A 23,672-nucleotide genomic window follows, 5' to 3' on the forward strand; every position below is an offset into this window, starting at 1 on the left:
TGGGGAGGATGTCATCCGCGAGGAACTCGGCATCACCCGCATCGAACGCGTGCTGACCGACAATGCCTGGGCCTGACCTTTGTCAGGCCATTGCTGGCAGTGGGCTGACGTCCGCCGCCGGGGCGCCCGGGGATTCCGTCCCCAAGGAGCCCCGGAACGCTTGACCTGGAGTGCACTTCACAATGCAGACTCCCCATCGAGCCCGGACTACCGGGACGAAGGGGAGGACAACCATGAAATACCGCACCATAGGCACCGACCCTGCCCACCGGCGTGAGGTGAGCGTGCTCGCGCTCGGCGCGATGCTGTTCGGTTCGCTGACCGACGAGAAGACCTCATTCGCCCTTCTCGACCGCTACGTCGAAGCGGGCGGGAACTTCATCGACACGTCCGACAACTACGCCTTCTGGACCGACGGGGGACAGGGTGGTCACAGCGAGAACGTCCTGGGCCGGTGGCGGCGCAGCCGGGGCGTCGGTGACGAGATCGTCATCGCCACCAAGCTCGGCGCCCGTCCCCTGGCTCCCGGTACCGGCTTCGTCGACAACCCGGAGGGTCTGTCGGCCAAGGTGATCCGCGAAGCGGCCGAGGCCAGCCGGGAACGGCTGGGTGTCGACAAGCTGGACCTGCTGTACGCACATATCGACGACTATTGCGTACCGCAGCAGGAGACCGTTGAGGGATTCGGCGCCTTGGTCGCGGAGGGTACGGTCGGACTCCTCGGCGCCAGCAACCAGGCGATGTGGCGGGTCGAACGGGCCCGGGCGCTGGCCGCCGCGGCCGGGCTGCCCGGATACGAGGTGCTCCAGTACCAGCACAGCCACCTGCGCCCCCGGTTCGACGTGCCGAGCGACCTCTTCCCGGACGGCAGCCTCGGCCACGCCGGCCCCGAATTGTTCGGCTACCTGCGGGCTGAGCCCGCCCTGACCCTCGTCGCCTACTCCCCGCTGCTTGCCGGTGCGTACGTACGCGAGGACAAGCCGCTGCCGCCGGACTACGACCACCCGGGCACCCCGGCCCGGCTCGCCGAGCTGCGTTCCGTCGCCCGGGAGACCGGCGCCACCGTCAACCAGGTCGTCCTCTCCTGGCAGATCGGCGGCGAGCTGCCGGTCATCCCGCTGGCCGGGGCGTCGTCCCTGGCGCAACTGGAGGAGAACCTGGCCGCGGTGGACCTGGAGCTGACAGTTGATCAGCGAGCCCGGCTCGACGCCGTCCACTGACGGTCCACGCGGCAGATCGCAGGGCTTCGGCGCCGAAGCCAGGACGGGTGACCGTTCCTTTGCTGAAGAGGTCTACCGGAAGCAGCTCCGCCCCGTGATCCAGGCCGGGCCGTGGTCATGCACGGCCTCTTCGAGGGCGATCGCGACCGGTAGTCACGCAGCAACGCCAGAGGGCCCAGTGCGACTTGCACACTGGGCCCTCTGACCTGGCATTTCAGCTTTCGGAACGGCGGGATTCGAACCCACGGCTTCTTCGTCCCGAACGAAGATCGGGTCAACTGCGGGAAGTCACATGGCTACCTGATGCACCAGTACAAGCCGGTGCTCGGCAAGGATGGGAATCCCGTAAGGCCCTGTGAGGGGCTGTGGGACCGAGCGACCCACGAAGCGTTGAAGAAGGTGATACTCCACCGAATGGTGCCTTGGACACGCAACTCGAATCGTGAGTATCTCCTGACGAAGATCGCCCTGTGCGGGCAGTGCCACACCCGGCTGTACGGCACACCTGATCAGACGGACCTGGCAGCGGCAGCTGCTCAACCCCACTCCGTTATCCGCCGACTTGGCTCGGATGTGCGCGCAGCAGCCGGCGGAGCCGGATCTCGGGTGTCACGTGATTGTTCCGCTCGCCAGCGACTACCGGCCGGTTGGCGCTCCGGGCCTGGGGATTCCCTCCCACCCTGTACCTCGACGTGCCCGACGAGGTCTCGGCCCAAGCCGTCGCGCGGTTCCTCTCCGGCCGCGAGGGTTACGCCCATCTCCGTGTGCCGTTGGGTGGCGCATCCGCCCCGCAGGCCGCGCGCCAGGGCAGGCAGGCCGCTTGTCGACGCCCCACTCCGGAGAATCGATGCAGCGCGTCAGAATTTGCCCCCGCTCACCCAGTGACATCCGGGGCGGCCGGGGATTATGGTGCGAACGAACAGAGTGACAACGTTGTCAGTTCAGCAGGACTCGAAGGGAAATACCCCATGCGGTTTGCTTTCAGACCGTTCCGTACCCGTGCTTCCGGTATAACAGCCGGTCTGATGGCCGCCGTACTCGTGAGTGGTGGAGTGGTCGGCATCGCCGAGCCCGCCGCCGCCGCGGGCGCGGAACCGATCGATCTGGTCAATCCGTTCGTCGGAACCCAGAACTTCGGCAACACCTTCCCCGGGGCGAGCGCGCCGTTCGGCATGGTCCAGGTCAGTCCGGACACCGGCGGCCAGGGCGGCTACGACTACAAGCAGGACTCGATCTACGGATTCAGCCAGACGCACCTGTCCGGCGTCGGCTGCGGCGTCATGGGCGAGCTGCCCATCATGCCGACCACGGGTGCGGTCGACTCCGTGGACCCGAACGCCTACCGCTCCCCGTACAGCCACGACGACGAGCAGGCCGGTCCCGGCTACTACCGGGTGGGGCTGAAGAGGTACGACGTCGACGCGGAACTCACCGCCACCGAGCGCACCGGGTGGCAGCGCTACACCTTCCCCTCCACCGGTTCGGCCAACGTCCTGTTCAACACGGGCAAGGCCAACCAGTCCGTGCTGGACTCCGAGGTGCACGTCGTCGGTGACCGCACCATCGAGGGCCGGGTGCACGCCGGGGGCTTCTGTGCCGGACACGACGAGCACACGGTGTACTTCAGCGCCACCTTCGACCGGCCCTTCAAGGGCTACGGCACGTGGGACGGCGCAGACCCCGAGCCCGGCACCCGCGACGCGGAGGGAGGCGGCCAGAACGGCGCCTGGGTGACCTTCGACGCGACCACCGACCGGGACGCCGTCCTGAAGGTGGGGCTGTCCTACACCGGTGTGGAGGGCGCCCGTAAGAACCTGGCCGCGGAGACCAAGGAGTCCTTCGACTTCGACGCCACGCGTGCGGCGTTGCAGGACACCTGGAAGAAGCAGCTGGATTCCATCCGGGTCGGCGGAGGCGCGGCGGACCGGCAGAAGGCCTTTTACACCGCGCTCTACCACAGCCAGATGCACCCGAACCTCGCCGGTGACGTCGACGGCACGTACCAGGGGTTCGACAACAAGACGCACACGGCAAAGGACTACACGCCGTATCAGAACTTCTCGCTCTGGGACACCTACCGGCCGCAGAACCAGCTTCTGCAGATGCTGGAGCCGAAGGTCGCCCGGGACGTCGCGCTGTCGGTCGTCGCGGCCGGCCGGGACGGAGGCTGGCTGCCCCGCTGGGCGCTCGCCAACAGCGAGACCAACATCATGACCGGTGACCCGGTCACGCCCTTTCTCGTAGAGGCTTGGTCAAAGGGTCTGCTCGCCGGACACGAGGCAGAGACCTACGCGTTGCTGAAGAAGAACGCGACCAGCACCCCGCCCGCCGACTCGCCGTACAACGGACGCTCGGGATCGGACCACTACACCGAGCGCGGCTACATCCCGTCAGGTCTCGAGCTCGGCAAGGACTGCGCGGACAAGGGCGGCGACAACGACTGCAAGCACCCGGCGTCGGCGACGATGGAGTACTCCGCCGCCGATGCGTCGCTTGCGCTGATGGCCGACCGGCTCGGACACAGGTCGGACGCCAAGATGTTCGCCGCGCGCGGCCAGTGGTACCGGAACCTGTGGGACTCCTCGATCCAGCAGTTCCGGCCGCGGACGGCCGACGGCACCTGGCTCACGCCCTACGACCCGGTCGAGGCGGCGCACCAGTTCCATGAGGGCGGCGCGTACCAGTACCAGTGGCTGGTACCGCAGGACCCGGCCGGCCTCGTCAGCCTGATGGGCGGCCGGAGCGCCACCGAGAAGCGGCTCGACTCCTTCTTCGTCCACGACAAGCTGCTCACCGACCCGGCGGGCACCGCCCGGAATGACTGGATCTCGCAGCCGTACGACTACTACGGCAAGCCGACGTACAACCCGAACAACGAGCCGGACCTGCACGCCCCGTACATGTACAACTGGGTCGGCGCCCCGGCGAAGACCGCGACCGTGGTGCGTGCGGCGATGACGCTGTTCACCAACGGGCCGGACGGGATGACGGGCAACGACGACCTGGGCACCATGTCGGCCTGGTACGTCTTCTCCTCCCTCGGCCTCTACCCGACGATGAGCGGCGGCGACTTCCTGGCCGTGTCCAGCCCGCAGTTCGAATCGGCGACCGTCCGGATCGGCAGCTATCCCAAGGCGCCCGGCACCAAGGGCCAGGGCGGCACGCTGACGATCGAAGCACCCGGAGCGAGCGACACGAAGCGGTACGTGCAGAGCGTGGCCCTGAACGGCCGGGACGTGCCCCAGACCTGGCTGAGCTGGAACAAGCTCGCGCACGGCGGAACCCTTGCCCACCGGCTCGGGACCTCCCCCTCCTCCTGGGGCACGGGCAAGGGCGCCCAGCCGCCTTCCGTCAACCAGGCATCCCCCGACAGCCGCAAGCACGTCGACGCGTCGCTGCGTCCCGCCTCGGCGGTCGTCCCCACGGGTGACGCCGCACAGACCGCGAAGTTCACGCTGGACGTCCTCGGACAGGCTCCCGGCAAGCTGAACGTGTCGGTCACGGCGAAGGTGCCCAGCGGCTGGAAGGCCACGACGGCACAGCGTTCACCACTCGTGATCGATTCCGGTCACCTCCCGGTCCAGAAGAAGGTGTCGCTCGACATCACCGTGCCCCCGGGCGTCGCGGCCGGGTCCTACCCGGTGGAGGTGAAGGTCGCGGGCCGAGGGACGAACTCGGTCACCCGCAAGGCCACCGTCACGGTGGGAGCCGCCACGACCTGCGCGAGTGAGGCGAACGGGCAGTGCGCGGTGGACCTGCGCGCAGACCTCGGCCACGACGGCACGGCCACGGTGGCGAACTCCGACGAGGGCGACTTCGACGGGCATGGCTGGAGCTATGACGGCGACCTGCTGCCCAAGGCGGGGCCGGTCACCTGGGACGGGGTGACGTACGACGCGCCGGATCCCACGGGCAAGGCGAACAACTTCCTCGAAGCAAGCGGGCAGGCCCTCCTGCTGCCCGCCGGACAGCACAGTGCGCTGCGGCTGGTCGGCTCGGCGCACAACGGTCCTGTGACCACCACACTGACCGTGCACTACACGGACGGCAGCAGCACGGAGGCACCGGTGACGTTCGGCGACTGGGCGGGCTCCGCGCCGAACGGCAGCACGGTCGTCCTCGACATGCCGCACCGCATCAAGCGGGGCAGCGGTGTCGACGGGCCGTCCATTCGGCTCTTCGGTACGGCCGCCGAGCTCGATGGGGGCAAGACGGTCCGTTCGGTCTCGCTGCCGGACGACTCCCGCGTCGAGATCTACGCCATGACGCTCGTTTAGAGAGGGACGGCGGACCGCCGAAACCCAGCCGGCGGTGCGCCGTACCAGATCGGCGCACCCCTCTCATCAGGGCCCCGGCGCGAAAGCTTGGGTTCTAACGGTCCTCGCAACACCCGCCATCTGTGGGAGTTGCGGGGACCGTGGGCGTTGAGCCTGCTGATCTTGTGGCTGCGGGAGCGTTTCCGTGCCCGGCTGGATGTCGTGGGGAGCGTGACCGTGGTGGCGCGTGAGCTGGGGGTGAACCGGAACACTGCGTTTGGCTGGGCCCGGAAGGCCGGACTGCGTTCGCAGCGGTGGCGGCATCCCGGGCGGGACGAGTACGAGCGGCTTCGGGCCATCGGTGTCGCGCGTCGGGTGGCGGCCCGGCAGGTTGGTGTGAACGAGCGCACGGCCAAGGACTGGGACTGGGGCGTCAAGAAGAGCGGCACCACGCGCACCTACGCCGACGGCCGCCGAGCCGAACGACGAGCGATCGGGGAGCGGTTGTCGTCCGTCGCTGCGAGCCGGCACGACGGTCATCGCATGGCGTGACGGCCAGTCAGCCGTAGGGTGTCGTGTGAAAACAAGGGGAGACGATGATTGACTACCGCAAGGCAGCAGCCGTTCCGGTGTGGACGCTGGCGACGGGGGACGTCCGAGTGCCGGCAGTGGCCGGAGACGGGCCGATGACGGCTGAGCGCCTGGGTGAACTGCGCGGCGTACTGGCCGCCCTGGCCGACGAGCCGATCGCCACACTCGAGGCACATCCGCTGCCCGACACGCTCGACCGCAGCCGAGGCATCCCGCTCGACGCCGTGAGTCCCCTGGCACAGCACTTGTCGCAGCTCGTCACGCAGACAGCGCGGAACACCTCCGCCGCGGCCACGGCGACCGCCGCCGGCGAGAACCTGTATCGCATGGTGGTTCCGGCGAAGGTCGCCGCCCAGTTCGGTCAGGGCATGGTCCGCCCGATGATGTCGAAGGCGGTGGCCGGCGGTGTCCGTGGTCCGCTCGTGGGCCCGATGGGCGGCATCGTCGCCCACGCGACGTACGTGCCGGTCGGTAAAGCGGCGGCAGCGGGCGCAGCCGGAGGAGCCGGTGCGACAGCCGGCGTCGCGGTCGCCGGCAGCGCGGCGCTCACCGTGGCCGCGCCGCTCGTGCTCATGGCCGTAGCGGTGGGAGTGAGTGCGCATGCCGACCGCCAGCGCCAGCAGGCCATCGAGCACATCACGGAACTGCTGGAGCAACTGCACGAAGACAAGCTCGATGACGAGCACAGCGCCCTCGACGGCTGCCGCGGTGCCATCGACAAAGCCACCGCCATTCTGCTCGACCAGGGCAAGCTCGGTGTCTCGCTGGGACTGGACTCGGCGGTGTATGCCATCGACACGGCGCTGGGCAAAGCCGACCGCCGCCTTGCCCGGTGGCAGGGCGCGCTCGACAAGCTGACCGACGGTGAGGCCGTCGAGATCGGCACGCTGACCAAGTCGTTCCCCGGCATCGACCAACAGGGCGGCACGTTCCGGGCCCACCTCGAACTCGCCGCCCTGGCCGTTGCGCTGAAGCGGCGGGTCATCGTCCTGCAGGCTGTCGAGCATGCCCAGGACGACCCGAGCAACCTGTTCGAGAACTTCACCCGCGCACTCAAGCGCGACCAGCAGCGCCTCGACGCACTGGAGTCGGGCATCGCCGGTGTCCTGCTACGCCTGTCGGCGCTGGAGCTGGCCCGCCCGAACGGTTTGCGGCCCGTCTTCACGCCCGGTGAAGTCGATCGCCTGATGCGTGCGACACACCGGATTCACCAGCTGGGCGACGGCGTCACGGCCGACAGCCGCCCCGCAGACGTGGCGATCGAGATCGCCCGCGACAGGGACGGCTCGGTGGTCGTCTTCCCTGCGGTGCCCGCATAGGCGTATCGGTGTGGAGGTCCCCGCGGGCGCAGGTGACCTCGACGCGAAGGTGGCCGGCCGCTGAGAAGTGGGAGTCCCTCTCGATGGTCGGACGACGCAAGTGTTGCGATTTTCGCAACACGTCTATACGGTGAGGGGATGACCGAGACTGTGATCGACCGTGTACGTGGAGTCATGGACGCAGCCTCCCTCTCCCAGACCGCGTTCGCCGAGCGGGTCGGCCTCTCCCCGGACAAGCTCTCCAAGTCACTCAGTGGCGTGCGCCGCTTCAGCTCCTTGGATCTCGCCCGTATCGCGGAGGCCACCGGCACGACGGTGGATTACCTGCTCGGTGGACGCGAGCCGGTGCGCCCCCGCTCAGCCGCCCGTTCCGTCGGTGCGGTGGCCGAAGGGGCCCGGTGGGCCGAGGTCGAGGCCATCGCCTGCCGGTTCCAGAACGCCTACGACGTGCTGGACCTGCTCGGCCGACCCCGTGCGATCCCCGACCTGCCCCAGCCCCGCCCGGGTATCGAGCGGTACGTCGACCAGGGGGAACGCCTCGCGGCCGACTTCACGGAGCACCTCGCGCGGCAAGGCGCGGGGGCCCCCGCCGGTATGGATCTCCCGGCCCTCACCCGCCTTCTCGCGGACCACTGCGGAATCGATGTGGCGCTCGTCGACTTCCCTGCCCAAGCGGCCCTGTCCGGCGCGACATGGCAGTCCGACGCCTTTCGTATCGTCCTGCTTGCGACGACCCGGGAATGGACCCGGGCGCGTTTCACCCTGGCCCATGAGGTGGGACACCTCCTCGCCCGGGACGCCCAGGACCTACGGGCTGACGCGGTACCGGAACCCGGCAAGCAGAAGGACTACACCGAGGTGAGGGCCAATGTCTTCGCCGCCCACTTCCTGATGCCCGAAGCCGATCTGCGAGCTGTTTGGGAGCGCACGGTCACCGACCGGAACGCTCCCACCGACATCGAGCTCAGTGAGCTCGTCGTCGCCTTCAAGGTCTCACCGAGCGCGCTGGCCGCGAGACTCCACCGGCTCGGGCTCCTGGACACCACCCGCCGGGACCGGTTCCGCGGCTTCACCACCGAGATCTGCCACGTCCTCGCGGGGCGGCTCGACGACCACTACCGTCACCGTGCCGAATCCGCCGTGGCACGCCCGCCGCTCGTCCCGATGGCGGAGCTGCACGCCGCGTACGAGGCCGGCGAGACGACCCTCCGCCCTCTGGCCGCCTATCTGGACCGCACCGTCGACGACCTGAGAGCCATACTCGAACCCGCGCGCGCCCCGCGCCCCCTGCCGGAGGACGAGAAGGGCGACCCGGTATTCCAACCATGACAAGTCCCCTTGGCCTTCACGGCCGCTTCAGCCTCTTCCCCGACAACACGGTCCTCTGCAATTTCGGCACCGTGGGCCGTCTGGATCTGCTCCGCAAGGTGCTCGACGGGTGCGGCCGCTGGACCGAAGCGGTGGCGGAGGAAGCCCGCCGCTCCGCCACCTACGTCCGCGGCCTCGATCAACTCCCCGTCGAGGGCTGGCTGGGAGAGCCGATCGAGCTCTGCACCGAGGCGGAGATCGCCTTTGCTGACCGGCTGCGGCGAGCGGTCTTCGGCGGAACCCCGAGCGAGCCCATGCGCCACCTCGGCGAAGCCGAAACCCTCGCCCTCATCCAGACGAGGGAGGAGTTCGCCGGGGCCGTCTGGATCACGGACGACCGCGACGCCGGCGAGTACGCCACCGCGCGCGGAATTCCCGTCAAGAACACCGTCACCCTCATGCGCGAGGCCGCCGTGTCCGGGCAGATCCATCATGCGGAGGGGCACCGTCTCCTCCTCGCCATGGTTGACGGCGGCCGGCACATCCGTGGCGTTCCGGAGCGCCCCGAGCGCCTGTTGGACTGACGCGCCCAGGGCGGGTGCCCAGATCATTTCTTGGGCTTCTGGAGCTTGGTTGCAGAGAGGCGCTTTCCGCCCATCTCGATGACCAGGCCGGCGGCCTTGAACGTGAGGTTGAGGGCGACGCTCTCCGGAACCTGCTGGTCGGGACCGAGGTGTCCGGTGATGTAGTCGCCCATCTGGACATCTGGGTCCAGCCGCTTGAGGACCATGTAGGCGATGGACTCGGCCTCGACCTCATCGCGGGCATGGGCCGTGACGCGTTCCTCATCCGAGAGGGGCCGCGACTGCCGGTCGGGCCATGAGCCCCCGGGGCCCGCGCCGAGGTGCCCGCAGAACAGGTGGCCGAGTTCATGGGCAAGCGTGGCGTACCGGTCCAGCAGAGGCAGGTTCCGGTTGACCTCGATCTCGAACAGCGTCGGGTACGTCTCCGGGCGGTCGCCGGGCCTGCTGCCGGGACGCTCGACGAACCCGTCGGACCTGCTGCGGTACGTACGCCCGTAGGAGGAGGCACCGTCATTGACCAGGGTGAGCCGGACTCCCAGGGGCGCGAGGTTCGACGCGGTGTGATGCCAGATCTCGACGAGCTTCTTCTCGCCGACGCGAGAGGAGACCGACGCAGGGGCGGTGATCGACCTGGGCAGAGGCTGAGCTTCGGGCAGTGCTTCGGTGTCCCCGACGTCGTACACGAGCATGTAGGGCCCACGCGGCTGGAAGATCAGCAGCGGTTGGGCACCGGGCTTGAGCACGCGCCGGTGCTTCGACATCCACTCCGAGGAGGAGAGGACGTAGCGAGCCCCGGGTTTCTGGATGTGGACCACCATCGCGTTGAACGGGGCATACCGCTTGAACCGGCCTACGAACTCGAGCATCTGCAAGTAGTCCGAGGACGAGCGGTAGCGCTGGGCGCCGCGGATGAGGTCGTCGATCGAGGCCTTGGCCAGGTCCGACTGCGAGACCTCGACCTCCTCGTCCCAGTACCAGTCGAGCCCGTGCTGCGCGATCACCGGTTCTTCGTGCTCGAAGGGGATCTCGCGCAGCCGCTTCCAGTCCACGAGTTGTTTCTCGGCCCAGCCGGGCTCGACCATGTGCGCGAACGACAGCAGTCCGGTCACGTGGGAGTCCAGCTCGGCCAGACCTTTGAACCCCTGGTGACGGCTGTGCTGCTCGATTCCGAACGACGCGGCCCCTCGCACATGCTTGGTGATGCGGCGCCTGTACTCGCGCGTCAGGCGAGGGGCAGGGCCGTCGACGAGGATGCCCAGCACGCTGCGGCGTGCACCGGGTCGGGCCACGTAGGTCTTCTTCGCGTTGAGTCTCATGCCCAGAGGAGTCAACGCCTTCTTCACACCGCTCACGAGGCGGTCGACCGTCCCGTGGTGAACGATCCGTCGGCTGGAGAAGTACATGTCGTCGCTGTAGCGCGTGTAGCGCAGGCCCAAGGACTCCGCCAGGTGCGTGATCACGGCGTCGACGTCGCGCATGACGATGTTCGACAGATATCCGCTGGTAGGAGCGCCCTGCGGCAGGAACCCCTCGCGGGTGTCCTTGTAGAACAAGTCGGGCCGGCTGACGGTGAAGCTTTGCCCCGTGGCCTCCAGATACACATCGCGACGCCCGGTGCCACGATTCGTCCACGTCTGGTTCGGCCCGGGCGGGGACACGGTGACCATCCGGGCGGTGGTGTACGCGCTCATGGTGCGGCCGATACGACGCAGGCCGATCTTCTGACGGCCGTCGCCGTCCTCCACGAGATCGATCCGGTACTCGCGCTGTGTCGGGTGAGCCCAGGCGTCCTTCAGCGCTGCGTGGACATGCCGTTCCCGGATGCTCCCGAAGAAGTCGGCGATGTCCAGGCGGATCACGGTGTGGGCACGTAGGTGGATGGCGGCACAGTCCACGACCGAGCGGCCGCGTCGGTAGGCGAACGCTGACGGGTGGGGTTGGAACCTGGCTGGAAGAGTCTCCAGACGGCCCAGAATTCCCTGCTGTAACACGGACAGCCGCGGAACCGGAGCATGGAGGGTCCGTAGCCCGCCGCGGCTTTTGGGAATGCGGTGCTCGGTGTACGGGAAGATCGAGCCGCTGACCACCGCCTTGAGGAACTGCGCATGCTCGAGGTCCAGGAAGTTGTCTGCCATCGTCACCGAGCCGCCTCGTTCCTCACCTGTGAGACGCAGTCGGCGGGCCTCACCTTGAGTCGTTCCACCGCAACGCCACGGGCGGTCCGCTGTATCCCTCCGCCACCCTGTGCAAGCACAGAGCCCGATCCCCAGCACCCGATGTGATCACCACCAAAGTGCCCCGGACCGGAGGGCCCATCGCAAGGGATGGGTTCCTGAGACCGGCCGACTGCGTCGAGTTGGATCGTAGCCCGCCACTGAATCGACCCCATCGGTTCAGGCCACCTCGTGACACCTCCCACAGTGGGCTCACCACACTGTTCGGCAGCAGGGGTGTCGGCCGCGGGCTTCCGACGCGGAGGTGGATGTACGAGGCCGTCCGCCGGAGCCGGGTTCGCCGCCGCTGCCCGCGATGTGCCATGTCCTCGCCGGCTCGACGACCGCTATCGTCGCCACGCCGACTCCGCAGTGGTCTGGCCCCCACCGCTCGTCCCGATGCCAACCGGTCGCCTGCTTGGACCGGCCCTCTGCAGCTCCCGCACCATGGGCCGACACTCACGTAGACAGGAACACCGTGAGGTCGCGTGCGCCACTCCGCCGCTTTTCGTCGGCGATACTGGCTGCATGGATGCGACGGACACCGCCCCCCGCGCCGAGGTACTGCGGGACCGCTACCGGAGTCGGCTGCCCGAGCGCCTGCGGGACCTGGCCGGCCCCGTATCGGGCACCGTCGACCTCCCGCTCCACATCGCCTGGTCGGACGGACGAGTTACAGCCTGGACCGCCCGAAGTCCCGTATGACGCTTTACCGGACCGTCCTTGCCGAGGGTCTGTACGAGGACGTGGCGGCCCTTCTCCATCACCGGCTGCTGGCCGAGCAGTGGCCCGTTCTGCGTCGCCTGGTCAGCCCTTATATCCGTGAGGTCTGGGAGGACGCCTTCCCCGAGCTGCCCCGCACCGCCCCGGTCGACGCGACCGCCGCGTGAAGCTCACGCCGCTCCACGAGCGCCTCCTCGCCGACATCCTTGACCTGGGCTCTCCCTATCCACTGGTCCTCACCGGCGGATACGCCGTGCAGGCCCACGGTCTGGCCGAACCCTTCAGCCGCGATCTTGATGTCGCCATCGAGAACCCTGCGCTGGTCTGCGAGTAGTTCGCAGTGGCGAGCCTTTGCACGAGCGTGATGGATTCCGCCGTCATGGGAATGCGGCTTCCGGTTCAAGGGGTCCGCATGAGGTTGCGGAGGTTGCCGACCAGGGCGTGGATGTCGCGTTCGGCGGGCGGGTCCACGGGGTCTGCGGGGGCGCTTTCGGGTGCCGGGGTGCGGCACGGGCGGCACAGGCCGTCGGGGAGGGTTTCGGAGGGGCCGGGCCTGCCGCATTCGGTGCATTCCACCAGCAGGCGGCGTGCGGGGGCGTCCGGCGCGGCCGGTGCCGGGGCGGCGGGCAGGTGTGGGGGGAGCTTGTCCCGGAGGCGGCGGCGTACGAGGCCGACCGGGGAGTCGACCTGGGTGGGGAGACCGGAGGTGAGGGCGTGGGTGAGGTAGTCCGTGCTCACGCCCCGGTCCAGCCAGGCGGTGGCCGATTCCTCCAGGGCGGCACAGTCGGCGGCTGAGAGGGCCAGGCGGGGGTCGGTGAGGCCGAGTCGGGCCAGGGCGACGTAGGCGGGGGAGGGGTGGCCGCCCGTGGCCGGCTCCGGGGTGCGCTGTCGCGGTACGGGCGGGGTGTGAGCGGGGGCGGGCTGAGGGGCCGGTTGCGGGGCCGTTCGTGGTGCGAGCCCGTGGAGCATGGTGGGGTGTGTCTCGGTGGCCTGCGTGGGTGGTGCCTCGGTGGCCTCGGGAGCGGCGGTCTGCGGGGCCGGCGTCCCTGCGACGATCTCCTGCTCGGCGGGGGTGTTGACCGGGGTCCACGGGGGTGGCGGCCCGGCCGGGAGCGCTGCTGCTTCCTGGGCTACGACCCGGGTGTTCTCGGCCGCCGCGAAGGCGTCCCACCACTCGTTGTCCCGGGCGGTGCGGGACCAGTACGTCAGAGTGACCCAACGGCTCTCGCCCTCACCGGTCCGGCACTGTGCGCGCCGCAGGTGACCGGCGACGGTCAGAGCCCTGAGGGCGCTGCCGACAGCCATCTGACCGTACAGCGGGAGGTGCTTGGCCAGCGTCTTGATGTCCATGGCCGCACCGTCCGGGAGATGGTCGACGTAACCCGCGATGTGGCGTTCACGCTCGGGCAGCAGCGCGAAGTCGTGCGCGCCCGGCGGGCGTTGGTCCGGCGCGGATCGCTTGCCGTAGCCGCGGGGGGACTTCGGGTACGGGTGGGAGGGTGCGGGTGCGCGCAGGGCAGGGCTAAGGTTCTCGGTAGCCACGAGATCGTCCTGTTCGATCTTGGGGTGAGACCCCGGCCGGTGTTTCAGCACCGCGTCGGGGTCGTTTCGTTGGGGGCACCGTAAGCAGCCATGACGCCGCGTTGCAAGCTGATCACATTTAGTCATACTTGCTGGCCGTGACGCGGTGGGGAGGGTGGGGAGGTTTTCCCAACCCCCTTTTTCTACCTACCGGTTACCCAAGAGCGCTCGAATCCCGGAGTCCGGATCCCGGCACCCGGATCCCGAAGCTCGAGCGCCGGGCCCGGCCCTCTCGATGTACACACGAACGAGTGAGTCGGCGCCTCCCGGCGCTCGGAGCTCGGCACTCGACGTTCGGGTGCCGGGTCAGGACAGGTAGTTACCCGTACGCGCTGCCGCTGCCGCTGTCGTGGTGCTGACCGGCGTCGGGCGCCACCGACTGAAGAAGATGGCTTGCGGGCACAGAACTCCGTCGTATGGCACACCGCTGAGGACGCGGACGCTCCCTTCGGGGTGCCGTGCGAGGCACGTCTCCTCCGGGCCAGTCGGCCCGCGAGGACCGAAGGCAGCTACACCCGGTTGTACGTCGGTTCGCTCTCCTTCTCGCTCATGATGGTGGCGCCGGTATCGGGAGCGCGGGCAGACAGCCGCGCCCTCGCCGCAGCGGCGGTGTCGTACCCGGCCGTGTTCTCCGCGGCCGTGGACACCGGGAGGCACTCGCAGGGCACCAGCACTGGATCGGAACGTTCCTACCTCACCCATACCTTCAGGTGAAACCAGGGCCATTCGTATTATTGCGAACCGCCCGTTCAGACCTACGATTCACCGGATCTCACAACTCGTTGATGTCATAGGCTAGTTGAGGGAACCAAACAGTCTGGGGGCGGGCGTGACAGACGTGATGGACCTTGCGAATGCTGCGGTGGAGGCGGTGGGACAGGGGACTGCCGATGCGATCGGCAACACAGTCGTCGATCTGGTGCGCCGCCGATTGAGCGGCATCGGCCAGGGAGAAGAGGCCGTTCTGGCGGTGCAGGAGTCACCGGACGATCCCGACGCGCGCTCGCGGTTGCACGAGAGGCTGTCGGAGGTGCTGTCCGAGGACCCGGCGTTCGCCGCGGATCTGGCGAGCGTCCTGGCCCTGCCTGAACCGAACGTGGTGTCCACCATTTCGCACAGCATCAACGTCGACCGCGGCAGCCGGGCCCGCGGCACCTTTGTGCTCGGCAATCAGGCGGTCACCAAGATCCGCAAGGGCGATCCCTGGGCGCTGATGGCTGTTGTCGCGGCGGTCGCCGTGATGGCACTGCTGATCTGGGGGCTGGCTCGGTTGGCTACTGACGGCGACGGCCCGCCGTCAGCTGCTTCGGGGCACAGGGTCACCGCACTCAAGGACTCCACGATGGTCAAGGCTGTCGCCCCTGACCTACACAGCATGCCAAGTGGCTGGACCAGCGGAGATTCGACCTCTCTCACCACGGGTCCTGCCGCTTGCCAGGAACTGCCGGCAGACCACTGCCCGGGGCTCCTCAGCGTGGCGCAGGGGGCCTTCGACGATCCCTATGACCAGTACGCGGACTTCATAGTGGCTGCTTGGGGTTCGGCCGACGACGCGCAAGGCTTCTACGAGCGCACTACGCAGCAGCTGACGAAGGCGAAAGGAGCCACGCAGGTGGCCATGCCGGCCTTCGGTGACCAGTCGATCGCCATCGAGTTCGCGGACGATAATTCGAACAAACGGGGCCAATCGTGGGTGCAGGTGGGCACCGTCGTCGTCGCGGTGTCGGAGGGCAAGACTGCAGAGTATTTCGGGAGATACCAGCTGGATAAGTTGCAGGCGCTTACGCGCATGGTGGCGGAACGCGCGCAGCAGGCCCAGGACGGGCATACCCCGTCTGCGACGGCGCGGGGCATGATCAGCTAGGCGTATTGATCACGAGCGTTGTTGACAGTCGTGAGTCTTGAACATGGCGAAGACCTCCGATGTGGTGGAACTGTCTGGGAACACACCACACGGAGGTCTTCGCGTCCCACCACAATGCCCGGCTGACGGTCTTCGGGAGACGTCTGCTGATCGAACGCGTCGCGTCCGGCCGTCCGGTCCTTGGTGGCTCTCGGAACGCGAGGGCCCCTGCGGTGCCTGTCTGGAAGCGGCAGGCGTCACCGATGACCGCTGGTCGCGGGCGATGAGGGGTGAGGAGGCGCGGGTCGGTGTGGCCTCGGGGCCTCGGTGGTGGAGCGCAGGTCCATGAGGGCGCCGAGGTAGGGTCCCGTACTTCTCCGCTCGGCGTGGTCATGGGGTGGTCAAGGCGTCGACAGTTCGGCGCGGACGGTCTTATCGCCGGGTGGATGAGGTACGCAGTCCCAGTGGTCGGCGAGGGCGGCGACGAGCAGCAGGCCGCGTCCGCCGGGGTGTAGTGCCTCGGGTTCGGTGTCCGCCGGAGGGGGCTGCGGGTACACCTCCCCGCGGGCGTCGGTGACCTCGACGCGGAGACGGCCGGCCGCCGGGTCGAAGACGAGGGTGAGCCGGAAACAGCGACCCGGTACGAGGCCGTGGAGGACGGCGTTGGCGGCGAGCTCCGCGACCACGAGTTCGCCACGCTCCGTGAGGTCCTGCGGGGCGCCCCAGGTCCGCAGCTCGGTCACGGCGAGCAGCCTGGCCAGCCGGGCGCCGCGTCGCGTGGACGACAGGAGCTGGGTAAAGGTGCGGGTGGGGCGGTCGACTTGGGGCAGCGCGTGGTTCATGGAGCGGCATCTCGGGTGGTCTCGGTACGGCGGTCGGCGTAGTAACCTCCTTCGTCGCCACCCCCTGGATCGGAGCCGTCGCGGGTGGAGCCACCACCACCATCACCGGCACCGTCCTCGAATCCATGTTCCAGGACTTCAAGAGCACGGAACTGGAGGACTCCGAGGATGCGCGGGGCGGTCGCTGGCAAGATAGCTCGGAGAACAACGGCAACCGCTCGGGCCAGGCAGCTCGGCTGGCCGCGGAAAAATACGGCATGGTCGACGCCTCCGACGCCGAGGCCTGGGCCCTCGAAAGCGGTGAACGGGGCTTCAACGACGCCCAGGCGATCGTCGACGGTCGTACGCCGGGCAGCCGGACAACGTCCTGATGAAGTAGCCAAACCTTCCAGATGCCAAGCAGCCCTCGAGAGGTACCACCATGACCCGCCGTCGACCGGTCCCTGGGACACGCTCCGCTCCTGCCTTCGCCGCCGTCGCTCTCGTCGTCCTGGCCGCCACGGTCACAGGATGCGGCGCCGACGAGGAGACCAGGGACTATTCCGTGCCAGGCACCCTTTGTGGCATACCGTTCGACACCAAGGAACTCACTCCGTTCCTCCGGCCGGGGAAGAAGCTCTCCGTCAAGCCCGTCATCCACCTCTCGGGGAATTGGTGCGATGTGTCCGTGGATGGAAAGCTCGCCGTCAGAACGGTCCAGAAATGGTGGCAGGGCGGCGCTGACACGGCGTACTTCCTCGGCAGTCAGACCCTCGAGCGGGTGGAGAAGAGCGCGGACGCGGGGCGGTACATGTATTCCGGCTGGCAGGCCTTCGGCAAGACGGAAGGCTGCGTTGACGAGAAGTACGGGCAAGAGCTTTACACCGGAGTTCAGGCCTACGGTTCCGACCACAGGGACGCCGACGCCATGAAGCGTCTGATCGTCTCCTTCACCGAGAAGGTCGAGAAGTCGGATGTGTGTGACAGCAAGGCGTCATGAGGGGCAAGTCGCGTAACGCCGGTGACGCTTCCGATGCCGTCGGCCCATGAAGGGCCGGCGTCCAGCTGTCCTCGAGGTTGCCTCAACGGAGGTTGGTGGATACAAACACCAGCAATGTCGCTCACCAGTGCGAAGCGGCGCGACGTCACCCAACCCCATGCCCCTACTGGTCGTGATATCCGCATCCATGGATTGCGGAGCCGGCCGCCCCGGGGATCTCGGTCTCGGAAGGCTGCTGGCCCTGCGACCGTTTACGGTGTCACCGAACGAAGGGGGCAGGTAGCTCGCTTGTTCGAGGTCGACGACGTCAGGCGGCGTTCGCTTCGCACCTTCAGCGTTGCGGCGCCCTCTTGTTGCCCTTCTTCTGCGGGGCCTTGTTCGCGGCCTCTCCTGCTTTCTTGGCTTGGCCAGGCGGTCCGTGTGGCGCGGCGGTCGGCGCGCCACCCTGCGTTGTCGCTGCGGATGTGTCGGGGGTCGGCGTGACGTGCGTCGCCTTGTCCGATGAGCCGTGTGCGGCTGCGGCGGCAGCGGATTCCCTTTTCGGATCGTGAGAACCGGGGTGGGTGGTTTGTCCCTCGGCGGACTCAGAGGGTGGCGCCGCCGTGGATGTCGTGTCCGACTTCTTCTGCCCTGCGCTGCCAGAGGGCTCCGCCTCTCCTGTGGGGGTGCTGGTAGCCCTGGTCGCGCTTCGGTCGTTGTCTTGTGGTGCGGAGCTGCCGGTGACGGAGAGGGCAGTTGCCGTGACGGCGGCGAGTGCGATGGTCGCACCGGCCATGAGGGTGCGACCACGCGCGGGCGTGGTGCGGGGAGCGGCCCGTTTTCTACGGACCATTGGATTCGTGTGGGTGTCCTCGGCCGTGCGCGATGACCCTTTGCCGGCGATGAGGTTGGTGGCGGGCGCCGACGGTTCGGGTGCGATGTGGGCCTCGTCGGCCAGCGCCGTCAGGATGCGCGCGCAATGACGGGCCGTTGGACGGTTCTGTGCGTCCAGGGCTGTCATGTCTCGCAGCAGAATGCTCAGTTGCTCCGACAGCCAGTGAGGCAGGACGGGGCGTCGGTGCAGTCGTGCGATCGCGGCTTCAAGAGGGGCACCGTCGTACTCGAGTTCGCCTGTGAGGCATTCGAGGAGCACCAGACCGAGGGCGTATATGTCGGCGGGCCGGCCAACAGGCTCGCCGAGGACCTGCTCGGGAGAGAGGTAGGCGGCGGTGCCGATAAGTGTGCCAGTCGCGGTGTGGGCGGTGGCGTCCAGCAGCCGGGAGATGCCGAAGTCGGCGAGATGGGGCCGGTTCCTGTCATCCAGGAGAATGTTGGACGGCTTGACGTCTCGATGGACGATTCCAGTTTCGTGTGCGTGAGCCAACGCATGAGCGAGGTCCGCGCCGATTGCAGCAGCCGCTTCGGGTGGCAGCGGTCCCTCAGCGATGCGGGTCTTCAGTGTGTCACCTTGGATCAGTTGCATGACCAGGAAGGCGCGTCCATCGTGCTGCCCGGCGTCGTAGACGGTGACAAGCCCAGGATGGTGCAGCCGGGCCAAGATCACCGCTTCGCTGTGCCAGGTCTCCTCCATGCCGACGCCGGCGTCGGGACGAAAGATCTTGACCGCTACCGGTCGTCGCAACCGCAGATCGAAACCTCGGTGGACATCCGCAGCACCGCCTGAGCCGAGGAGCTTGTCCAGACGGTACCGGCCGCCCAGCACGTCGGCGGAGCACAGGGAAGCTGTGGCCTGAGCAAAGTCACGAAGCCTCATGCCCTCTCCCACTGCATCGAAGGGCCAATGCCCTCGGCGCGCCGCGATCGGCGCGCCTGGAAACGCGGGTACCCACGAAGAGCTGGAGTACCCCACCTTCTCGCCGACAGAGGCGCTCCAGGCTGTCGCACGTACTCGAGGAGGCGCGGTTGGCTGACGGACTGGAGAGGAAACCGCGCATGACGGGGCCGAGGGGGCCGTCGACATGGCTGTCACGAGGCCGCCCGTGTGCGGGAGGCGAGCTGAGGGCCAGCGTCCTCCCGCATCGTGCGCAGGGTGTGACCGGCCAGGGCGCGTAGCACCGGCCGATGCTGGCTAAGCAGGCCCTGGTCGAGGTAGCGGGGCAGGCCGTTGCGCAGCCCCTCGTGCAGCACGGTGCGGTCGCGATCAGTCCGGCCACCGACAGGCGCCCTGACCGTCACTACCCGGCGGGCCCGCCCACGACCGTGAGCAGGTCCACGACGAAGATCAGCGTCGAGCCCGCCGGGATCAAGGCAGAGGGTGACTGCTTGCCGTAACCGAGACGCGGGGGAACGATGATCTCGCGTCGGCCGCCGACCTTCATTCCTCTCACTCCCCGGTCCCAGCCCTTGATGACCTTGCCACCGCCCACGGCGAACTTGAACGGCTGGCCCCGCTCCCAGGAGGAGTCGAACTCCCTTCCGGACGCGAACGTGACCCCTACGTAGTGCACCTGGACGACCCTGCCCGGCTGGGCCTCGGGTCCGTCCCCGACCACGAGGTCCCGGCTCGTCAGCTCGGTGGGCGCGTCACCCTCCGGGACCTCGATTCTGGGCTTCGTCAGTTCGCTCATCACGGTCCCATCGCTCGCCACCGGCGTCCCCCGCACGGGCCGGCCGGACACATGGACATTCCATGCGGCAGGCGATCACGCTACCGGCAACGCCCATCTCGACGTACCCCTCCTCGTTGGCAGCCAGGAACAGGTAGGCCAGGCGCCGGCGAACTGCCCGAGGAACTGCATCGGCTCTTCGCTCGACCGCGAAAGCGGCCAGGTGGGTCGCTCCAGCCGGACGGGCTGCCCGCCGATCTTGGGCACGGCCGTGTCCACGCGGTGGGCCGCGGGAGTGACGACGAGAAGAACTGGCAGAGGCATCGAGCTTCCCTGAGCACGGGATCGTACGACCGGCTCACGAAGGGCTCCTGATGTGCGGCCCTGTGCGCGGGCCTATGTGCGGTGTGGGCGTTACGGGCTCGTTCCGCGAAGTCGTCGGGGGCGGCGGAGCCCGTGCTTCCGCTGTCGCGGCCCCTGGTCGTCACCCGCTTCACTCTGCCGTACCGCCGTGCGGCTAGTTTGTGTGCAGGACAGGTACGCAGGCCCGTGCCGGCGAAGGTGCACGGGGAACGGAGGTCGGGAAGAGTGTCGCTGCGGGGAGGTGATCCAGCGGAGATCGGCGGCTACCCGCTCGAGGCGCGGCTGGGCTCGGGTGGCATGGGCACGGTCTTCCTGGCCCGTACGAGTTCGGGGCGGCCTGTCGCGATCAAGTTGATCCACCAGCAGTTCGCGGGGGACGACGAGTTCCGCATCCGCTTCCGGCAGGAGGTGGCAGCCGCGAGGCGGGTGAGCGGCGCGTTCACCGCCGCCGTGGTCGACGCTGCTCCTGAGGCCGAGCAGCCTTGGATGGCGACGACCTACATCGAGGGGCACACACTCGCCCAGCACATCGCCGCGAAGGGCCCGCTGAACGGTGCTGAGCTGCGGAAGCTCGCCATCGGGCTGGCCGAGGCGTTGCGCGACATCCACCGAGTGGGAGTCGTCCACCGTGACCTGAAGCCCTCGAACGTCGTGCTCTCGCCCGACGGTCCGCGCGTCATCGACTTCGGCATTTCGCGCGCCGTGGACCAGCAGACGCTGACGATGACAGGGCGGGTCATCGGTACGCCGCCGTTCATGTCACCGGAGCAGTTGCAGGCGCCGCGTGGTGTGGGGCCGCGATCCGACGTCTTCTCCCTGGGGACGCTGCTGGTCTACTCGGCGACGGGCCGCGGGCCCTTCGACTCGGACAGCCCCTATATGACGGCGTATCAGGTGGTGCACGAGGAGCCGTCGCTGGGTGCCGTACCGGTGGCCTTGCGTGCGGTCGTCGAGTCGTGTCTGGACAAGGACCCCGAGGGGCGCCCCTCGGCGGACGAACTCCTCGTGCTGCTGCGGGACCTGCCGGCCGACCTCGGTGGGACCGACGTGCAGGGTGTCCATGTCACGGGCCGCACCCGCGACATGGACACCCAGCATCACTCCGGGACGCGTGCCACCCCTGCGCTGACCGCCCCGACCACCGACCCGGCCGGTGCCGAAGCGGCAAGCACCGGCACCCCCGTGGGCCGCCGGCTGCGTCGCCGATGGCGTCCCGTGCTCGCGGCCGCGGTCGCGGTGGCGGCGATCGGCGGGGGAGCCGCCACGCTGGCGACGGGGAGCTTCGGCGGGAACAGCGGCGGTGACAAGGGCAACAGCGTCGCGACGCCGGCTGCCGCGCTTCCGGACGGCTTCAAGCCGTGGCACGTGACTGTACGGGGCGGGCGCGAGGACATCCCCGACGAACTGCGGTGCGTCGCGCGCGGCGACGCGCTGTTCTGTGGCGGCGGCGGTGTGGTCGCGACCCGCATCAAGACCCTGGACGGCTCGCGGGCGTGGACGGTGAAGAGCCCGGGCGTCCCCGTCCAGGGCATGCACCTGGTGGGCGCCACCGACGACACGGTGCTCGGGTACCGTTTCGCCGCCGAGGACGCCCCGCAGGGCCCTCCCAGCGAGGTGGTGGCCATGGACGCGGACGACGGCCGGGAGCTCTGGTCCGTGCCCTCCGGCGCCCAGTCGACGGCCGTCACGGGGCGGACCCAGGACGCCGTCGTGGTCGGCTCCGCCGTCGTGACGGTCGACGCTTCCAACTCCCGACTCGAGGCCCGGGACGCGCACAGCGGTGAGGTCATCTGGACCACGTCGTTCCCCGCGGACACCCAGTGCGCTCCCGTCCCGGTGGGACCACAGCTCCTCGCCATGTGCGCGACGCATGCGCAGGTGGATGCCTCACGGGTGAGTCACCCGACCCTGTACACGCTCGACCGCGTCTCGGGGACACTGGGCAGGCCCATCGCGGTCGACGGCCCCGCCGTGCCGGTGGGCGTCGCCGACGGCAGGCTCGTACTCCTCCAGGAGCACCTGGAAGGAGCGGCGTCGGCCGGCTACGACGGGGTGGTGCGGGTCGACCCGGCCTCGCGGAAGGTCACGTACTCCCGGCTGGCCAAGACGTACGCGGGGACGCCCGGTATGGCGGGCGGCACCGTCTATGTGAGCGGGCAGACCGGCCTCCTCACAGCGCTCGACCCCACGAACGGCAGGAAGAAGTGGTCGCGGCAGACGAGCGTGGAGGGCGCGTCGGGCCCCGTCGCGGGGGCTGACGCGCTGTACTTCAGCTCGGCCACCGGCCGGGTGGTCGCGCTGTCACCTGACGACGGCAGAACCCTGTGGACGACAGACCCGCAGGCCGATGGTCTGACGGGCGAGCAGGGCGCGAGCCCGCGCGTGACCGTGGCGGGACGTGCGGTGATCGTGGCTGCGGCCAGGAACACCCTCTTCGCCTTCGACGGGCAGAAGCCGACGAAGTCGGGCTGACCCGCGGCACCGCACCCACCCGGTCGCCTGCGCCCTCGCCGAGTTCTCGACGCGCCGTTCACACGCGAGAGCGTGGAACCGCTTCTTCGGGTCGCCCCACGGTCGGCCTATAGTTGGTCTCATGACTCGCTGGACGGATTTGACCGGAAAGGTGTCCGGGGAGGACTACGCCGCACGATTCGCGACCCTGGCCCGCAGCGGCAAGGAGGTGCATGGCGAGGCGCGGTTCTGCACAGCTCTCGTGCCCGTCGGGGCGCGGGTGCTGGACGCGGGGTGTGGTACCGGACGGGTCATGATCCGGCTCGCGGAGCTCGGCTACGACTGTGTCGGCGTGGATCTTGACCCGTCGATGCTGGCCGTGGCGCGCAAGCACGCGCCGGAACTCCCCTGGTTCCAAGTCGATCTGACCGAGTTCGAGCCGGCTCGGCTCGGCATCGCGGCGGGATTCGATCTTGTGATCGCCGCCGGCAACATCTTCCCGTTGCTCGCTCCCGGCACCGAAGCCACGGTGGTCGAGCGCCTGTCCGAGGCTCTGCGCCCGGGCGGCCTGATGATCGCAGGCTTCGGCCTGGACGAAGCTCACCTGCCCGTGCCGCCCAGCATCACGCTGTCGGAGTACGACGACTGCTGCACCGCAGCAGGCCTCACCCTCGTCGACCGCTTCGCCACCTGGGAGGCCGACCCCTACGACGGCGGTGGCTATGCCGTCAGCGTCCACCGTCGGTGAGCTGCGCCGGACCTAGGTGTATTGCCCTGTGAGGTTGGGGACGCGGCTGGCGGGTGGTTTGCCTGCGAGCGCGGTGTGTCCGCGGTGGTGATTGTAGGTGTGCAG

Annotated in this window: 18 protein-coding genes and 1 pseudogene; 14 read left to right on the forward strand and 5 right to left on the reverse strand. The window is 68.7% G+C overall.

All coding sequences use genetic code 11. The annotated features are described in order from the left end of the window. Positions 1-233: 233 nt before the first annotated feature. The 6 genes from ACFYSH_RS28115 (at position 234) to ACFYSH_RS28140 (ending at position 9,278) form a co-directional block, all read left to right on the forward strand. Complete coding sequence (locus ACFYSH_RS28115) at positions 234-1,220, forward strand: aldo/keto reductase (RefSeq protein WP_388756154.1); 987 nt, start codon at positions 234-236, stop codon at positions 1,218-1,220. A 1,025-nt stretch (positions 1,221-2,245) separates the two neighbouring features. After that, positions 2,246-5,497, forward strand: coding sequence for a GH92 family glycosyl hydrolase (locus ACFYSH_RS28120; protein WP_388756157.1), 3,252 nt, complete (start codon positions 2,246-2,248; stop codon positions 5,495-5,497). A 147-nt stretch (positions 5,498-5,644) separates the two neighbouring features. Next, positions 5,645-6,028 (forward strand): hypothetical protein, encoded by a 384-nt coding sequence (locus ACFYSH_RS28125; protein WP_388756160.1) that lies wholly within the window; start codon positions 5,645-5,647, stop codon positions 6,026-6,028. 44 nt (positions 6,029-6,072) lie between these two features. Continuing rightward, positions 6,073-7,386 carry a hypothetical protein gene (locus tag ACFYSH_RS28130; protein ID WP_388756163.1) on the forward strand — a complete coding sequence of 438 codons (1,314 nt, stop codon included), beginning with the start codon at positions 6,073-6,075 and terminating at the stop codon, positions 7,384-7,386. A gap of 138 nt (positions 7,387-7,524) precedes the next feature. Beyond that, positions 7,525-8,715 carry a helix-turn-helix domain-containing protein gene (locus tag ACFYSH_RS28135; protein WP_388756166.1) on the forward strand — a complete coding sequence of 397 codons (1,191 nt, stop codon included), beginning with the start codon at positions 7,525-7,527 and terminating at the stop codon, positions 8,713-8,715. Then, positions 8,712-9,278, forward strand: coding sequence for a hypothetical protein (locus tag ACFYSH_RS28140; protein ID WP_388756168.1), 567 nt, complete (start codon positions 8,712-8,714; stop codon positions 9,276-9,278). The genes ACFYSH_RS28135 and ACFYSH_RS28140 overlap by 4 nt, the downstream gene beginning before the upstream one ends. Before the next feature lie 23 nt (positions 9,279-9,301). On the opposite strand, the gene ACFYSH_RS28145 is transcribed toward ACFYSH_RS28140, so the two are convergent. Beyond that, the gene (locus ACFYSH_RS28145; RefSeq protein ID WP_388756171.1) at positions 9,302-11,413 is read right to left on the reverse strand and encodes an RNA-directed DNA polymerase; all 2,112 of its coding nucleotides are present in this window, start codon (positions 11,411-11,413) and stop codon (positions 9,302-9,304) included. 606 nt (positions 11,414-12,019) lie between these two features. Here ACFYSH_RS28145 and ACFYSH_RS28150 point away from each other — a divergent pair. Continuing rightward, positions 12,020-12,381, forward strand: a pseudogene (locus tag ACFYSH_RS28150) (hypothetical protein). After that, on the forward strand, positions 12,378-12,548 hold the full coding sequence (locus ACFYSH_RS28155; protein ID WP_359473720.1) for a hypothetical protein: 171 nt from the start codon (positions 12,378-12,380) through the stop codon (positions 12,546-12,548). The pseudogene ACFYSH_RS28150 and the gene ACFYSH_RS28155 overlap by 4 nt, the downstream one beginning before the upstream one ends. A 65-nt stretch (positions 12,549-12,613) precedes the next feature. Here ACFYSH_RS28155 and ACFYSH_RS28160 read toward each other — a convergent pair whose 3' ends face one another. Beyond that, positions 12,614-13,756: a MarR family transcriptional regulator gene (locus tag ACFYSH_RS28160; protein ID WP_388756174.1), complete on the reverse strand. Its 1,143-nt coding sequence runs from the start codon at positions 13,754-13,756 to the stop codon at positions 12,614-12,616. Between the two features lie 432 nt (positions 13,757-14,188). Between ACFYSH_RS28160 and ACFYSH_RS28165 the strand changes: the two genes are divergently transcribed. Continuing rightward, on the forward strand, positions 14,189-14,509 hold the full coding sequence (locus ACFYSH_RS28165) for a hypothetical protein (protein ID WP_388756177.1): 321 nt from the start codon (positions 14,189-14,191) through the stop codon (positions 14,507-14,509). A gap of 115 nt (positions 14,510-14,624) precedes the next feature. Then, the gene (locus ACFYSH_RS28170; RefSeq protein ID WP_388756180.1) at positions 14,625-15,659 is read left to right on the forward strand and encodes a hypothetical protein; all 1,035 of its coding nucleotides are present in this window, start codon (positions 14,625-14,627) and stop codon (positions 15,657-15,659) included. A 380-nt stretch (positions 15,660-16,039) separates the two neighbouring features. On the opposite strand, the gene ACFYSH_RS28175 is transcribed toward ACFYSH_RS28170, so the two are convergent. Then, positions 16,040-16,480, reverse strand: a complete 441-nt coding sequence (locus tag ACFYSH_RS28175; RefSeq protein ID WP_359473698.1) for an ATP-binding protein — start codon at positions 16,478-16,480, stop codon at positions 16,040-16,042. A 125-nt stretch (positions 16,481-16,605) separates the two neighbouring features. On the opposite strand from ACFYSH_RS28175, the gene ACFYSH_RS28180 reads away from it, so the two are divergent. Continuing rightward, positions 16,606-16,851, forward strand: coding sequence for a hypothetical protein (locus tag ACFYSH_RS28180; protein WP_388756183.1), 246 nt, complete (start codon positions 16,606-16,608; stop codon positions 16,849-16,851). 50 nt (positions 16,852-16,901) lie between these two features. Beyond that, positions 16,902-17,459, forward strand: coding sequence for a hypothetical protein (locus tag ACFYSH_RS28185; RefSeq protein ID WP_388756186.1), 558 nt, complete (start codon positions 16,902-16,904; stop codon positions 17,457-17,459). Between the two features lie 331 nt (positions 17,460-17,790). On the opposite strand, the gene ACFYSH_RS28190 is transcribed toward ACFYSH_RS28185, so the two are convergent. Continuing rightward, a complete protein-coding gene (locus ACFYSH_RS28190; RefSeq protein WP_359479323.1) occupies positions 17,791-19,212 on the reverse strand; it encodes a serine/threonine-protein kinase in 1,422 nt (473 codons plus the stop codon). A 421-nt stretch (positions 19,213-19,633) separates the two neighbouring features. Next, on the reverse strand, positions 19,634-20,026 hold the full coding sequence (locus tag ACFYSH_RS28195; protein ID WP_359479319.1) for an FKBP-type peptidyl-prolyl cis-trans isomerase: 393 nt from the start codon (positions 20,024-20,026) through the stop codon (positions 19,634-19,636). Positions 20,027-20,593: 567 nt separating this feature from the next. Here ACFYSH_RS28195 and ACFYSH_RS28200 point away from each other — a divergent pair. Both ACFYSH_RS28200 and ACFYSH_RS28205 read left to right on the forward strand, forming a co-directional pair. Next, entirely contained in the window at positions 20,594-22,840 is a 2,247-nt protein-coding gene (locus ACFYSH_RS28200; protein WP_359479317.1) for a serine/threonine-protein kinase, read from the forward strand. Positions 22,841-22,961: 121 nt separating this feature from the next. Further along, positions 22,962-23,567 (forward strand): class I SAM-dependent methyltransferase, encoded by a 606-nt coding sequence (locus tag ACFYSH_RS28205; protein WP_359479315.1) that lies wholly within the window; start codon positions 22,962-22,964, stop codon positions 23,565-23,567. Positions 23,568-23,672 lie beyond the last annotated feature (105 nt).

The organism is Streptomyces sp. NPDC005791 (genome assembly GCF_042871485.1).
Lineage (GTDB): Bacteria > Actinomycetota > Actinomycetes > Streptomycetales > Streptomycetaceae > Streptomyces.

Bases quoted from the DNA above. Each gene is read 5' to 3' on its own strand.
- ACFYSH_RS28175 (WP_359473698.1), bottom strand. From the start codon at position 16,480: ATGAACCACGCGCTGCCCCAAGTCGACCGCCCCACCCGCACCTTTACC.
- ACFYSH_RS28185 (WP_388756186.1), top strand. From the start codon at position 16,902: ATGACCCGCCGTCGACCGGTCCCTGGGACACGCTCCGCTCCTGCCTTC.
- ACFYSH_RS28135 (WP_388756166.1), top strand. From the start codon at position 7,525: ATGACCGAGACTGTGATCGACCGTGTACGTGGAGTCATGGACGCAGCC.
- ACFYSH_RS28130 (WP_388756163.1), top strand. From the start codon at position 6,073: ATGATTGACTACCGCAAGGCAGCAGCCGTTCCGGTGTGGACGCTGGCG.
- ACFYSH_RS28195 (WP_359479319.1), bottom strand. From the start codon at position 20,026: ATGAGCGAACTGACGAAGCCCAGAATCGAGGTCCCGGAGGGTGACGCG.
- ACFYSH_RS28115 (WP_388756154.1), top strand. From the start codon at position 234: ATGAAATACCGCACCATAGGCACCGACCCTGCCCACCGGCGTGAGGTG.
- ACFYSH_RS28140 (WP_388756168.1), top strand. From the start codon at position 8,712: ATGACAAGTCCCCTTGGCCTTCACGGCCGCTTCAGCCTCTTCCCCGAC.
- ACFYSH_RS28120 (WP_388756157.1), top strand. From the start codon at position 2,246: ATGGCCGCCGTACTCGTGAGTGGTGGAGTGGTCGGCATCGCCGAGCCC.
- ACFYSH_RS28180 (WP_388756183.1), top strand. From the start codon at position 16,606: ATGTTCCAGGACTTCAAGAGCACGGAACTGGAGGACTCCGAGGATGCG.
- ACFYSH_RS28190 (WP_359479323.1), bottom strand. From the start codon at position 19,212: ATGAGGCTTCGTGACTTTGCTCAGGCCACAGCTTCCCTGTGCTCCGCC.
- ACFYSH_RS28145 (WP_388756171.1), bottom strand. From the start codon at position 11,413: ATGGCAGACAACTTCCTGGACCTCGAGCATGCGCAGTTCCTCAAGGCG.
- ACFYSH_RS28205 (WP_359479315.1), top strand. From the start codon at position 22,962: ATGACTCGCTGGACGGATTTGACCGGAAAGGTGTCCGGGGAGGACTAC.